Here is a 13,013-nt window from a genome sequence, read left to right on the forward strand (position 1 = left end):
TGCGAGCCACGAATGCCATCCTCTTCCGCTACCACCGCAATTATTGGCGCCGGCATCGCCGGGCTCGCCTGCGCCCGAACCCTGCACGACGCCGGCTGTCCTGTCACGCTATTCGACAAGGGTCGCGGGCCAGGGGGGCGAATGTCCAGTCGTCATTTGCCCGACGCAGTAGTGGATCTCGGCGCCCAGTTCTTCAGCGTGCGCGATCACGCCTTCCACCAGCAAGTGAATGACTGGCAGAACGCCGGTTGCGTGGCGCCCTGGCCGCAGACCCTCTGGCAGGCAGAAGACGCGGGCTGGCAGCCGCATCGCGATGCTCTTGAGCGCTTCATCGGCACCCCGCGCATGAGCAGCGTCGCCCGCCACCTGGCCCAGGGCCTGAACCTTGCGACCGACACCCGCATCGAGCGGCTCGAGCGCGAGGCCAAGTGCTGGTGGCTCATTGATACCCAGGGCGAGCGCCACGGCCCCTTTGGCCGGGTGGTGATCTCGGCCCCGTCGCCCCAGGCCCAGGCACTCGTCGCTCCCCACGACTCAGCACTTGCCGAGGCTTGCGAGGCCGTCATCCAACGACCCTGCTGGACGGCGTGGGCACGCTTCGAGACGCCGCTACCGTCCCTGCCCGGCGTTGACGATGACTGGCAGGCCGTGCGCCTGCCCCCGGGCCCGCTGCGCTTCGTCAGCCGCAACGACCACAAGCCGGGACGCGGCTCACAAGGCGAGAGTCTGAGCCTGCTGGCGCACCTGGAATGGAGCGAGGCGAACCTGGAGGCCAAGCCCGACGCTATCGCCGAGTTGCTGCTTGCAGCGTTTCGCGCCGCCTTGCCGAGCGGAACCCATCTGCCGAAACCCAGCGCGCTCGGCGCCCACCGCTGGCGCTATGCTCAGCCCGACGTGTTCGCCCAGGGTGAGGCCGTCAATCGCGATTATCGGCTGTCGCCCGAGGGCCTAGCGCTGTGCGGCGATGGCTGGCGCGGCCCGCGAGTCGAGGACGCCTGGCTCTCGGGACGCCATCTCGGCGAGGCGCTGCGAGATGCCGACCAACGACACCATCCTTGAAGGCGCCTTTCGCCTTGGATGTTGTACATCGCCAATCATTTGTACAAAATCATGCCCAGAACTCCAGCCACCTCGATCCGGCGGGATACACGACCACAAGAGGCACAGCCGCCCATGAGTGACAAGGCGCCCCATCCGGCCGATACGCCACTTTATCCGATTCGCGAGGTGTCGCGGCTGACCGGGGTGAACTCGGTCACGCTGCGCGCCTGGGAACGGCGCTATGGCCTGATTCGCCCGCAACGCACCCCCAAGGGCCATCGGCTGTATTGCCGTGAGGACATCGAGCGCGTCGAGCGAATCCTGCAATGGCTGACCCGGGGCGTGCCGGTCAGCCAGGTCCGCGAACTGCTCGAACAACCCGAGATGGTGGAGGCCCCTGCCCCCACCGCGGGCGACTGGCCGACCCAGCGGCGGCAACTGCTCGCCGCCGTCGAGGCACTGGACCTGGCGCGTCTGGAAACGCTCTTCAACCAGTCCCTGGCGCTGTACCCGGTGGCGACCTGCCTGGCCGAACTCTGGCAGCCGGTACTCAGCGAGCTCGAGGAGGGCTGGGACGACCAGCTCGGCGCCCTGTTGCAGCGCCGCACGCTGGAATCCTTCCTGCGTACCCGCATCGGCACCCGGCTCTACCACGCCGACCAGCTCCACCGCGGGCCGCTGGTGCTGATCGAGCCGCTGCCGGACGATCCGGGCAATCTCTGGGTGCTGATGGTAGCGCTCGCTGCCAGCGATCAGGGCTACCGCGTCCAGCTGTTCGATGCCCCGCTGCCCTTCAACGAGCTGCCGCTGGCTGTGGAGCGCTTCAAGGCCGACGCGCTGCTGCTCGCCAGCGGCCAGGCCGAGCGCTCGGACCTGATCCGTCGTCAGCTGCCACGGCTGGCCGAACAGCTGGCGGTGCCCCTCGCCCTATGCGGGCCGGTGGCGCGTATTCGCGCCAACGATCTGGACCCCACCCGCGTCGAGGTGCTGGGTGACGATCTGACCCAGGCCATCACCCGCCTGGGCTCGCTGCTCAAGGACACCTGAGCCGACCCGCCGACTGCCGGAGCGTCCCATGCCCTCTCCCGTCCTGATGTGGTTTCGCAGCGACCTGCGAATTCACGACAATACGGCGCTGGCCGCGGCCGCCCGCCAGGGGCCGGTTCTCGCGGTGCATCTACGTTTTCTGCCGCATTGGCAGCGCCATGGGCACGGCGCCAACCAGCTCGACTTTCGCGCGCGCGGCGTCGCCGCCCTGCACGAGGCCCTAGAGGGACTCGGCATCCCCTTGCTGCATCGCGAACTCGACGACTTCGCCGAGGCGCCGCAGGCGCTGCTGGCCATCGCCCGGGAGACCGAGGCCAAGGCCCTGCATTTCAATCATGAATATCCACTGGACGAGCAGCGACGCGACCGGGCGGTCACCGCCGCTTTCGATGCGGCCGGTCTGCGCGCCACCGGCCACCATGACGCAGTGGCCTTTGCGCCTGGCGAGCTGCGCACCGGAAAGGGCGATTACTACGGGGTCTTCACGCCTTTCGCGAAGGCCTGGCATCGCCAGCTGACCGCAGCGCGCCTGGCACTTCGCGACATCCCCGCGCCGCAGGCTCGCCCCTCGGTTAATGCCGACCCGCTGCCGTCAATGCCCGAACTTCCTGATGCCCCGGTGGCCGAGCGATTCTGGCCCGCGGGCGAGGCGGCGGCCGCCGACCGCCTGGAGCGCTTCCTGCGCTTTCATGGCCGCTACTACCAGCGCCAGCGGGATTTCCCGGCGATCCGCGGCACCAGTGAACTCTCCCCTTATCTGGCACTCGGCATGATCTCTCATCGGCAATGCCTGCAGGCAGCGCTGACCGAGAACGATGGCGCGCTCGCCGAGGGCGATGCCGGTCTGGTCGCCTGGGTCAATGAGTTTGTGTGGCGAGAGTTCTACCAGCATGTCGCGCATGGCTTCCCGCAAGTGTGTCGTCATCGGGCCTTTCAGGCGCACACCGAGCAGCTCCCATGGCGCGATGACGAGGCCGGGTTTGTGGCCTGGTGCAAGGGGCAGACCGGTTATCCTATCGTCGACGCCGCCATGCGCCAGCTGGTGGCCACCGGCTGGATGCATAACCGGCTGCGCATGATTACCGCCATGTTTCTCGCCAAGCACCTGCTGATCGACTGGCGTCGCGGCGAAGCCTTCTTCCTGCGCCACCTGGTCGATGGCGAATTCGCCGCCAACAACGGCGGCTGGCAATGGGCCGCGTCCACCGGCACCGACGCCGCACCCTACTTTCGCATCTTCAACCCCGCCACCCAGTCGCGGCGCTTCGACCCCGACGGCCTGTTTCTCGCCGAGTGGCTGCCCGAACTGGCCGACCTGCCGGCCAAGGCCCGCCACGACCCGCCGCGCGACCTCTTGGCAGGCGTCGACTACCCGCCTCCCATCGTTGATCACAAGGCGGCACGGGCCCGCGCCCTGGACGCTTTCAAAGGTTTGACATCGAACTGACGTCGGGCTGACGCCCCTTCATTCATCGGAGAGCACCCGCATGATTCAGGACCCGGACCTGCAGGCTTTTTGTGCCTTTTTCAATAACCTTGACAAAAGCTGTACAGAAAACCTGGACAAGGTATACACTGAAGACGTCGCGTTTGACGATCCGATCCATCACTTCGACGGCATAACGTCGCTGGAAGCCTACTACCGGTCCTTGTACGACAACGTGACATCGTGCCATTTCGACTTTCACCAGTCGCAGCGTCAAGGCGACGACGCCTTCGTCACCTGGACCATGCAGCTGGTCCATCCGCGGCTTGATGGCGGAAAGCCGGTCGAAGTGGACGGCTGCTCGCACCTGCGCTTCGCGGCCGACGGCAGCGGCCGGGTCGCGCAGCACCGCGACTACTTCGACGTCGGCGCACTGCTTTACGAGCGTCTGCCGGTCCTGGGTCGTGTGGTGAAGGGCATCAAGCAGCGTCTTGGCCGGTGAATTCGACGAGTGACGGATCGCGTATCACCTACTACCCAACGAGCGCCATACGCCAACGACAGAACGTCTCGGCGGACGGCCCGCTGAGTCTTCCAGAGAGAGTTTTCAATGACGGCATCGAGCCACACCCAGCGCATCTGGCTGACCGGCGCCACGTCCGGTATCGGTCGCGCCCTGGCGCTGCGACTGCTGGACGAGGGCCACCGGGTGGCCCTCAGCGCGCGCAGCGACGACGCCCTGGCCGAACTGACAGGCGAGCGCGACAACGCCCTGCGGGTGCCGCTGGATGTCACCGACCGCGTGGCGGTGCGCCGCGCCGGCGAACTGATCAATACGCGCTTCGGTGGCCTGGATCTGGTCATCCTCAACGCCGGGACCTGCGAATATCTCGATGTACGCGACTTCGACGTCGATATGATCGAGCGGGTCTTCGCTCCCAACTTCTACGGCGCGCTTTACTGTCTCGAGGCCGCCCTGCCCTTGCTGCGCCGCGCGCGTGCGGCAGGGCAACGACCGCTGATCGCCGCTACCTCCAGCGCCTCGGCCTATCTGCCCCTGCCGCGTGCCGAAGCCTATGGCGCCTCCAAGGCGGCATTGAGCTATTTTCTCGAATCGCTGCGGCTCGACCTTTACGCCGAGGGCATCGACGTCAGCGTGATCCACCCCGGCTTCGTCAAGACGCCCCTGACCGACCGCAACGACTTTCCCATGCCCATGCGCGTCGGGGTCGACGAGGCCGCCGAGGCCATCCTGAGTGGCCTGGCCAAGCGCAGGCTGGATATCCACTTTCCGCGTCGCTTCACGCTGCTGGTCAAGCTGCTGGGCATCCTGCCGCCGAGGCTGCGCTTCCTGATCGGGCGGCGCATGGCGCGTAGCCAATCAGCCCATGACTCGCCGGATTCACGCTCATGATCGCCGCCCCGCGCATCGCGGTCATCGGTAGCGGCATCGGCGGCATGGCCGCCGCCTGGTACCTGTCGAGTCGCTACGCGGTCACCCTCTTCGAGGCCGATGAGCGCCTGGGCGGCCATACCGCCACGATCGACGTGACACTCGACGGTCGCGACTACGCCATCGACACCGGTTTCATCGTCTTCAACGACTGGACCTACCCGCATTTCCAGCGCCTGATGGCGCGGCTCGGCGTGGCCAGCCAAGCGACCGAAATGAGCTTCTCGGTCCACGAGACGGCCGAGGACTTCGAATACAACGGGCATACGCTGACGACGCTGTTCGCCCAGCGCCGCAACCTTCTCAAACCCCGCTTCTACCGTCTGTTGCGCGATATCCTGCGCTTCAATCGCGAGGCGACCCGCGAACTGGAAGATGGCCGGCTGGACCCGGCCATGACCCTCGGCGACTATCTCGACGCTCGCGGCTATGGGGTCGATTTCCAGCGCCGCTACCTGCTGCCCATGGGCGCGGCGATCTGGTCGGCGAGCGTCGAGGACCTGCGCGGTTTCCCGCTGACCTTCTTCGTGCGCTTCTTCCGCAACCACGGCTTGCTCTCGGTCAACGAGCGGCCCCAGTGGCGCACCCTGGTGGGAGGCTCGCGGGCCTATATCCCGGCGTTGACCGCGCCCTATGCCGAGCGCATCCGCCTGTCGACACCGGTGCGGGGCATCCGCCGCCATGCCGACCGCGTCGAGGTTCGCACCGAGGGCGGCGTCGAGGCCTTCGGCCAGGTGGTGCTGGCCTGTCACGCCGACCAGGCGCTGGCCCTGCTCGATGACCCGAGCGCGGCCGAGCGGAACATTCTTGCCGACATGCCCTACCGGGACAACGAGGTCGTGCTGCATACCGACACCCGCCTGCTGCCCCGCCGCCGCCGCGCCTGGGCGAGCTGGAACTATCGCCTGGACGGCCGCGGCGACGCCGCCCGGGTGTCGGTGACCTATGACATGAACATCCTGCAGCGGCTCGAGGCCCCGCATACCTTCTGCGTGACCCTCAACGACAGCGACGCCATCGACCCGGCCCGCGTACTCGGCCGCTTCCGCTACGCCCACCCCCAGTTCAGCCTCGCCGGCCAGGCCGCCCAGGCGCGTCATGCGGAAATTTCCGGCCCGGCACGGCGCACTCATTTCTGCGGCGCGTACTGGCGCAACGGCTTTCATGAGGATGGTGTCTGGAGTGCCCTGCGCGTCGCCCGGTCGCTGGGCTGCGACGAGGACGATGCGCGTCCCGACGCGCCGTCCCCCGCCCGGGCCCGCGACCTGGAGCTCAGCGAATGATTGCCGAACCCCGCTCACGCATCTATCGGGGCCGGCTGCGCCACCGCCGCTTCCAGCCGCGCCGGCATGCCTTCGAGTACCGCATGTGGATGGCCTGGCTCGACCTCGACGAGCTGCCCGAGCTGTTCGACGACGTACCGGGATTCAGCGCCCGAGGGCCCGCCCTGGCGCGCTTTCGCCGCGAGGACTATCTCGCCCCTCACGACCGCCCCCTCAAGCAGGCGGTCCACGAGGAACTCACTCGCCAGCTCGGCTTCGCCCCGGACGGCCGCGTCTGCCTGCTGACGCAGCTGCGCACCCTCGGCATGGGCTTCAATCCGCTCTCGCTCTACTACTGCTTCGATTCGCATGGCGAGCTGCGCGCGGTGCTTGGCGAGGTGTCCAACACGCCCTGGGGCGAGCGCACCCGCTACGCCTGCGCCGTCGAGCCGCGCCGCCACCGCCACGCCGCCGAGTTTGCCAAGGCGATGCACGTCTCGCCCTTCAATCCCATGGACATGACCTATCGCTGGCGCTTCAACACCCCCGGCGAACGGCTGGCCATGCACATGGAGAATTGGAAGGACGGTAGCCGGCACTTCGATGCCACCCTGACATTGCAGGCGCGCCCGGCCACTCGCGGCGTGCTGCTCGCCACCCTGGCACGCCAGCCCTGGATGAGCCTGAAGACGCTGGCCGGCATCCATTTCGAGGCGCTGCGGCTATGGGCCAAGCGCGTGCCCCTCCATGATCACCCGCCCCGTGAGGAATCCTCGTCGTGACCACGCTTCGCACCGCTACGTCCCGCTCCCTGGCGTCAGAGTCCGACCGGCTGACCGGCTGGCTCAAGCCACGGCTGATTGCCCAGCTCGATCGCCTCGAGGGGGGCAACATCACCTTGACCGATGGCCACCAGCGCCACCATCTGGGCCAGGGAGGGCCGCTGCATGTCAATCTGGTCCTGCGCGACAGCCGGGCATGGAAGCGCATGGCGCTCGGCGGCACGATAGGTGCCGCCGAGTCCTACATGGATGGTGACTGGGACGCCGACGACCTGGTCTCGCTGGTGCGCCTGTTCGCCGCCAACCTCGAGCGGGTCAACGGCGAGATGGAGAACGGCAGCGCCCGCCTAGGCCGTTGGCTGCTCACCGCGCTCTATCGACTGCAGCGCAACAGCCGGGAGGGTTCGAAACGCAATATCGCCGCTCATTACGACATCGGCAACGACCTCTTCGCCCTCTTCCTCGACCGGGAGCATTGGATGTACTCCAGCGCGGTCTTTCCCCACGCCGCGGCGAGCCTGGAAGAAGCCTCCACCCACAAGCTCGACTTGATGCTCGACCGGCTCGACGTGCGTCCCGAGCATCACCTGCTGGAGATCGGCACCGGCTGGGGCGGGCTCGCCCTTCATGCCGCCCGCACCCGCGGTTGCCGTGTCACCACCACCACGATCTCCGCGGAACAGTACGCGCATACCGCCCGACGCATCGAGGAAGAGGGGCTTGGCGAGCGCATCACGCTGCTCAAGCAGGATTATCGGGAACTCGAGGGATGCTACGATCGACTGATTTCGGTGGAGATGATCGAAGCGGTCGGCTATCAATATCTCGATACTTACCTCGCCACCCTCGACCGGCTGCTGGCCGACGACGGCATGGCCATGCTCCAGGCGATCACCATTCGCGACCAGCGCTACGAGGGCGCCAAGCGCGAGATGGACTTCATCAAGCGCTACATCTTCCCGGGGGGCTTCCTGCCGTCGCATCGCGCCATCCTCGACGGCCTGTCGCGGCGCACCTCGCTGAACCTGCTGTCACTCGACGAGATTGGCCCCCACTACGCCCGCACCCTGCGCGAGTGGCGCCATCGCTTCGAGGCCAACTTGGAAACCGTGCGCAAGCTCGGTTACGAGGAGCGTTTCATCCGCATGTGGCGCTACTATCTGTGCTACTGCGAGGGGGGCTTTCTCGAGCGCACCATCGGCACCAGCCATATGCTGCTGGCGCGTCCCGGCGCCCGGCCGGCGGCCCTGGCGGGCGAGCCGTGAGTCGAGCCTCGGGCCTCGCGGCCACCTTGATCAACTTGGTGGCCTTCCAGCTCGGCTGGTTTGCCTGCGTGCTCGGCGGCTCGCTGGTGGGCGCCGGGGTGGTCGGGGCAATCCTTGCGTTGCACCTGCGCTTTCTCGCCTATCCTGGCGAGTGGCGCTGGCTGGCCGGCTTCGCGGTGCTGGGGTTGGTGATCGACGGCGGCCTGTCGCTCGCTGGCGGTTTCGATGTTGGCGATCAGCCCCGCCTGCTGGGCGTCCTGCCGCTCTGGCTATGGTTGCTGTGGCCGCTGTTCGCCAGCCTCCTGCAGCATTCCCTGGCCTGGCTGTGGCGGTATCCGTGGCTGGCGATGCTCGGCGGGGCGACTAGCGGCCCGCTGTCTTATTTCGCTGGCGCCCGCCTGGCGGGTGTGGAGCTCGCCCCTTGGCTGTTGCCTCTCGAGGCGCTGGCCTGGGCGCTAATCTGCCTGGCGCTAAGCCGATACCTGGGAGGCCATCGAGGAGGCGGCCCGCGGCGTGCATTTGCCCGCTACGGACAGTAGACTAGACAAGCCGCCCGGCGGCGGCATGCCGCCTTCGGTACAAAAAGTTCGACAATCGGAATGATTCAGTGACCAAGCAACACTCCTTCGATCGCGACCAACTGCTGGCCTGCTCACGTGGCGAGCTGTTCGGCCCCGGCAATGCCCAGTTACCGGCGCCCAACATGCTGATGCTCGACCGCATCACGCACATCCATGAAGAGGGTGGCGACCACGGCAAGGGCGAGTTGCTCGCCGAGCTCGACATCCATCCCGACCTGTGGTTCTTCGACTGCCACTTCCCCGGCGATCCGGTGATGCCTGGCTGCCTGGGCCTGGATGCCATGTGGCAGTTGGTAGGGTTCTATCTTGGCTGGCTGGGTTATCCTGGCCGTGGGCGAGCCCTCGGCTGCGGCGACGTCAAGTTCACTGGGCAGATACTGCCCGAAGCGGGCCAGGTCACCTACCGGATCAATATCAAGCGCATCATTACCCGGCGCCTGATACTGGGAATGGCCGACGGCACCGTGGCCGTTGACGGCCGAGACATCTATCAGGCCAATGACCTGCGTGTCGGCCTGTTCACTTCCACCGCGAATTTCTGAACAGGAGGCTCCCATGCGACGAGTGGTAGTCACCGGCCTGGGCATCGTGTCCTGCCTCGGCAACGATGCACAACAGGTCCTCGAAGCGCTCAGGAACGGGCGCTCCGGTATTCGTTTCAAGGAAGAATATGCCGAGCGCGGCTTCCGCAGTCAGGTCGCCGGGGTGGTGGATATCGACCTTGAAGCGTTGGTCGACCGCAAGCTGCTTCGCTTCATGGGCGATGCCGCAGCCTATGCCTATATATCCATGGCCCAGGCCATCAAGGATTCGGGGCTGGCCGACGACCAGGTGTCCAACGAGCGTACCGGCCTGATCGCCGGCTCCGGCGGCGCCTCCAGCGCCAATCAGGTGGAAGCCGCCGACCTGCTGCGCGAAAAGGGGCTGCGCCGCGTCGGCCCCTACCGGGTGACACGCACCATGGGCAGTACCGTTTCCGCGTGTCTGGCGACGCCATTCAAGATCAAGGGCGTCAACTATTCGATCTCCTCGGCCTGTGCCACTTCGGCCCACTGCATCGGCAGCGCCGTGGAGCAGATCCAGATGGGCAAACAGGACGTGGTGTTCGCCGGTGGCGGTGAAGAAGAGCACTGGACGCTCTCGTGCCTGTTCGATGCCATGGGCGCTCTGTCGACCCACTACAACGACACACCGGAATCGGCTTCACGCCCCTATGACCAGACACGCGACGGCTTTGTCATCGCCGGTGGCGGCGGCATGCTGGTGCTCGAGGAACTCGAGCATGCCAAGGCGCGGGGCGCTAAGATCTACGCTGAGGTGGTCGGCTATGGCGCCACCTCCGATGGCCATGACATGGTCGCCCCCTCCGGCGAAGGCGCGGCGCGCTGCATGCGTCAAGCGATGGCCAATCTCGACGGCAAGATCGACTACATCAATACCCACGGCACCTCGACGCCGGTGGGCGATGTGGCCGAACTCAAGGCCATTCGCGAGGTATTCGGCGACACCACCCCGCCGATGAGCTCTACCAAGTCGCTGACCGGCCACTCACTCGGCGCCACGGGTGTGCAGGAAACTATCTACTCGCTGCTGATGCTCGAGCATGATTTCATCACTGCCTCGGCCAATGTCGAGGAGCTTGACGAACAGGCGGAAGGGTTCGATATCGTGACAAGTCGGCGCGACAGTGCGAATCTTCAGCGCGTACTTTCCAACAGCTTCGGCTTCGGCGGCACCAACGCCTGCCTGGTGCTGGAAAAATTCCGCGACTGACCTACGCGCTGCCAGCAACCAACTAGTCAGAGGGCGCCCCGCAGGGCGCCTCTGGCGTTCATGAGGGGGCGAATGTCGATCAGAGCGTCGGCTTCTCGGTAATCGTCGGCTCGGGGGTCGCCGGGCGTGGCACCTCCGAGATCTCGGCGAGCCGGGCCTCGATCCAGGCCTCCGTCTCGATCAGCACTTCCTCCGCCGTCCGGCCGGCCGTCTCGATCGGCTCGCCCACCACCAGTGAGAGTCGTCCCGGATTCTTGACCCAGTGCCGCGCCGGCCAACGCTCACCGGCATTATGGGCGACCGGCACCACCGGCACACCCGCCCGACAGGCAATGACCGCTCCGCTCTTGGTATAGCGCTTGCGCTGCCCCGGCTCCATCCGGGTCCCCTCGGGAAAGATCAGCACCGAAAGGCCTTCATCCAGACGCGACTTGCCCTGTACCAGCACCTGCTTGATGGCCCGTGCCGGCTTCGAGCGATCCAGGGCGATCGGGTGCAACAGGCGCAGCCCCCAACCGAAGATCGGAAAGTTCAGCAACTCTTTCTTGAGGACCGTACACACCGGGGGCTTGAGCAGCTGAAGATAGACGGTCTCCCACTCGCACTGGTGATTGGCCAGGATCACGCAGGGGCCGGACGGCAAGCGTTCCAGGCCGCGAATGTCGTAGCGTACCCCGCACACGAGACGAAACCAGGCGATGATGAAGTGGTTGTAGAGATTGAGCAGACGGTAGCGGTCTCGCAACGGCAACAGGGGCGATACCGGCACAAAGAGCAGGCCACATACCAGCATTGCCAGGAAGTAGCCTGCATAGAAGACCAAGCTGCGCAGCGCATTCATGGGCTCTCCCCGGTCTTGCTGCCCGGTATTGCCGGCTCGTTCACATAACACCAGGCGTCGAGCAGCCGCCCCACTTCCAGGCGCCAGGGCTTCTGGTGAACGCCGAACACCTCCAATACCCGGCGGCAGTTGAGTACCCGACGAAGTGGCTGGTCGTGGTGATGCTTGAGGGCCTTCACCACCCCCAATTCGCGATGCTCGCCGCGTCCTTCCAGACGCGTCGCCAGTTGGGTACGCACCATGGAAATGAACGTATAGGCACTGACCGGCTCGGTGCCGGCCAGATGATAGCTCCCCCAGGCATCGGCCCCGCAGGACTGCTGCTGCAGCATGCCGATCAGTGCCACGGCCACCGCGTCCGCCGAGGTCGGGCAGAAGATCACGTCGGACTCGCCTCGGCACTCGCCGCCGATCACCAGCGTATCGACCAGCTCACCGAGCCAGGCATGGCTGCCTTCCAGGGCGAACAGTGGCCCCAGACGGATGATCAGATGTCGCGGCGCCTCGGCACGGATGCGGTCCCCGGTGATCACCAGTCGCCGCAGGCTGTCGTCACGCGGCCTGGGAACGACGTGCTCATCGATCGGCCCCGCGAAGCCCTCCTCATAGAGCTGGTCCGAAACGCACCATACCAGAGGCACACCACAGACCACACAGGCTTCCATGCACGCCTCGACCGCCTCGGCATGCGCCGTGACGGCGGCCGGCTCGGCACTAATCGGCCGTGACAACGGGGGGATGACCAGAGCCTCCGGCGAGATGTCGGCGAGACGCTCGGGCGTAATCGTCACCGCGGCCTCGATCATCAACTCAGTGTCAGTACGCCGGTTGGCCTCGCGCGCGAGAGCCAGGCTCAGGCAATGCCCGGCATCCAGTATCAACAGCTTCACTCAGGCGTCTCCGCAAGCGTTGTGCGATTCGTCCCTTGGCTTCCTTCGACTCAAGTCAACTCTTCTTATTCCGGCTAGAAAGGGATCTCGTCGTCGAAGTCGTCGAAGCTGCCCGGATCGGGAGCGCCGTAATTACTCTGCTGCTGACCGCCCTGTTGTTGACCGCCCTGTGCGGGGGCTGGTTGCGGGGCGGGTCGCTGGGGCTGGCCGCCGCCCTGCTGTGGCGCGTTGCCGTAGCCTCCCTGAGGCGGCTGTGACTGGCCGCCCTGGTAGCTACCACCCTGATTGCCGGACTGTGGCATATCGCCGCCACCGCGGGAGTCGAGCATCTGCATGTCGTTGACGACGATTTCGGTGCTGTAGCGATCCTGTCCGTCCTGGCCCTGCCACTTGCGGGTCTGCAGGCGGCCCTCGACATAAATCTTCGAGCCCTTCTTCAGGTATTGCTGGCCGATCTCGGCGAGCTTGTTGAACATCACCAGGGTATGCCACTCGGTGCGCTCCTGGCGTTGACCGGACTGCTTGTCCATCCAGGTATCGGTGGTGGCAAGCCGCAGGTTGGCGACTGGGTTGCCGGAGGGCAAAAAGCGCACCTCCGGATCCTGACCGAGGTTGCCGATGAGGATAACCTTGTTGACGCCACGGGCCATGG

General features: G+C 66.1%; 14 protein-coding genes. 11 read left to right on the plus strand and 3 right to left on the minus strand.

Features of this window, described 5'->3' with window-relative positions; translation table 11 throughout:
* The first annotated feature begins 12 nt into the window (after window positions 1-12).
* The 11 genes from BM341_RS16220 (at window position 13) to fabB (ending at window position 10,630) form a co-directional block, all read left to right on the plus strand.
* On the plus strand, window positions 13-1,059 hold the full coding sequence (locus BM341_RS16220; protein WP_089797109.1) for an NAD(P)/FAD-dependent oxidoreductase: 1,047 nt from the start codon (window positions 13-15) through the stop codon (window positions 1,057-1,059).
* Between the two features lie 114 nt (window positions 1,060-1,173).
* Window positions 1,174-2,088 carry a MerR family transcriptional regulator gene (locus BM341_RS16225; protein ID WP_089797110.1) on the plus strand — a complete coding sequence of 305 codons (915 nt, stop codon included), beginning with the start codon at window positions 1,174-1,176 and terminating at the stop codon, window positions 2,086-2,088.
* Window positions 2,089-2,116: 28 nt separating this feature from the next.
* Window positions 2,117-3,535 carry a deoxyribodipyrimidine photo-lyase gene (phrB, locus tag BM341_RS16230; protein WP_089797111.1) on the plus strand — a complete coding sequence of 473 codons (1,419 nt, stop codon included), beginning with the start codon at window positions 2,117-2,119 and terminating at the stop codon, window positions 3,533-3,535.
* Between the two features lie 40 nt (window positions 3,536-3,575).
* The gene (locus BM341_RS16235; RefSeq protein ID WP_089797112.1) at window positions 3,576-4,016 is read left to right on the plus strand and encodes a nuclear transport factor 2 family protein; all 441 of its coding nucleotides are present in this window, start codon (window positions 3,576-3,578) and stop codon (window positions 4,014-4,016) included.
* Between the two features lie 108 nt (window positions 4,017-4,124).
* Window positions 4,125-4,928: an SDR family NAD(P)-dependent oxidoreductase gene (locus tag BM341_RS16240; RefSeq protein WP_089797113.1), complete on the plus strand. Its 804-nt coding sequence runs from the start codon at window positions 4,125-4,127 to the stop codon at window positions 4,926-4,928.
* Entirely contained in the window at window positions 4,925-6,250 is a 1,326-nt protein-coding gene (locus tag BM341_RS16245) for an NAD(P)/FAD-dependent oxidoreductase (protein ID WP_089797114.1), read from the plus strand. Before BM341_RS16240 ends, BM341_RS16245 begins: the two co-directional genes overlap by 4 nt.
* Window positions 6,247-7,011 carry a DUF1365 domain-containing protein gene (locus BM341_RS16250; RefSeq protein ID WP_089797115.1) on the plus strand — a complete coding sequence of 255 codons (765 nt, stop codon included), beginning with the start codon at window positions 6,247-6,249 and terminating at the stop codon, window positions 7,009-7,011. Before BM341_RS16245 ends, BM341_RS16250 begins: the two co-directional genes overlap by 4 nt.
* On the plus strand, window positions 7,008-8,276 hold the full coding sequence (locus BM341_RS16255) for an SAM-dependent methyltransferase (protein WP_089797116.1): 1,269 nt from the start codon (window positions 7,008-7,010) through the stop codon (window positions 8,274-8,276). The genes BM341_RS16250 and BM341_RS16255 overlap by 4 nt, the downstream gene beginning before the upstream one ends.
* Window positions 8,273-8,815 (plus strand): DUF2878 domain-containing protein, encoded by a 543-nt coding sequence (locus tag BM341_RS16260; protein ID WP_089797117.1) that lies wholly within the window; start codon window positions 8,273-8,275, stop codon window positions 8,813-8,815. The genes BM341_RS16255 and BM341_RS16260 overlap by 4 nt, the downstream gene beginning before the upstream one ends.
* Before the next feature lie 68 nt (window positions 8,816-8,883).
* A complete protein-coding gene (gene fabA / locus BM341_RS16265; protein WP_089797118.1) occupies window positions 8,884-9,399 on the plus strand; it encodes a 3-hydroxyacyl-[acyl-carrier-protein] dehydratase FabA in 516 nt (171 codons plus the stop codon).
* A gap of 13 nt (window positions 9,400-9,412) precedes the next feature.
* Window positions 9,413-10,630 (plus strand): beta-ketoacyl-ACP synthase I, encoded by a 1,218-nt coding sequence (fabB, locus tag BM341_RS16270; RefSeq protein ID WP_089797119.1) that lies wholly within the window; start codon window positions 9,413-9,415, stop codon window positions 10,628-10,630.
* Window positions 10,631-10,709: 79 nt separating this feature from the next.
* Here the strand turns inward: fabB and BM341_RS16275 are convergent, their stop codons facing one another.
* From BM341_RS16275 to ssb, 3 genes are all read right to left on the minus strand, one after another.
* Window positions 10,710-11,471 carry a lysophospholipid acyltransferase family protein gene (locus BM341_RS16275; RefSeq protein WP_089797120.1) on the minus strand — a complete coding sequence of 254 codons (762 nt, stop codon included), beginning with the start codon at window positions 11,469-11,471 and terminating at the stop codon, window positions 10,710-10,712.
* Window positions 11,468-12,361 (minus strand): sugar nucleotide-binding protein, encoded by an 894-nt coding sequence (locus tag BM341_RS16280; RefSeq protein WP_089797121.1) that lies wholly within the window; start codon window positions 12,359-12,361, stop codon window positions 11,468-11,470. Before BM341_RS16280 ends, BM341_RS16275 begins: the two co-directional genes overlap by 4 nt.
* 74 nt (window positions 12,362-12,435) lie before the next feature.
* Window positions 12,436-13,011, minus strand: coding sequence for a single-stranded DNA-binding protein (ssb, locus tag BM341_RS16285; protein WP_089797122.1), 576 nt, complete (start codon window positions 13,009-13,011; stop codon window positions 12,436-12,438).
* Window positions 13,012-13,013 lie beyond the last annotated feature (2 nt).

Origin of the sequence: Halomonas korlensis, from assembly GCF_900116705.1 — a bacterium.
In the GTDB taxonomy this organism is placed as follows: Bacteria; Pseudomonadota; Gammaproteobacteria; order Pseudomonadales; family Halomonadaceae; genus Halomonas; species Halomonas korlensis.

Bases quoted from the DNA above. Each gene is read 5' to 3' on its own strand.
- BM341_RS16220 (WP_089797109.1), top strand. From the start codon at position 13: ATGCCATCCTCTTCCGCTACCACCGCAATTATTGGCGCCGGCATCGCC.
- BM341_RS16225 (WP_089797110.1), top strand. From the start codon at position 1,174: ATGAGTGACAAGGCGCCCCATCCGGCCGATACGCCACTTTATCCGATT.
- phrB (WP_089797111.1), top strand. From the start codon at position 2,117: ATGCCCTCTCCCGTCCTGATGTGGTTTCGCAGCGACCTGCGAATTCAC.
- BM341_RS16235 (WP_089797112.1), top strand. From the start codon at position 3,576: ATGATTCAGGACCCGGACCTGCAGGCTTTTTGTGCCTTTTTCAATAAC.
- BM341_RS16240 (WP_089797113.1), top strand. From the start codon at position 4,125: ATGACGGCATCGAGCCACACCCAGCGCATCTGGCTGACCGGCGCCACG.
- BM341_RS16245 (WP_089797114.1), top strand. From the start codon at position 4,925: ATGATCGCCGCCCCGCGCATCGCGGTCATCGGTAGCGGCATCGGCGGC.
- BM341_RS16250 (WP_089797115.1), top strand. From the start codon at position 6,247: ATGATTGCCGAACCCCGCTCACGCATCTATCGGGGCCGGCTGCGCCAC.
- fabB (WP_089797119.1), top strand. From the start codon at position 9,413: ATGCGACGAGTGGTAGTCACCGGCCTGGGCATCGTGTCCTGCCTCGGC.
- BM341_RS16275 (WP_089797120.1), bottom strand. From the start codon at position 11,471: ATGAATGCGCTGCGCAGCTTGGTCTTCTATGCAGGCTACTTCCTGGCA.
- ssb (WP_089797122.1), bottom strand. From the start codon at position 13,011: ATGGCCCGTGGCGTCAACAAGGTTATCCTCATCGGCAACCTCGGTCAG.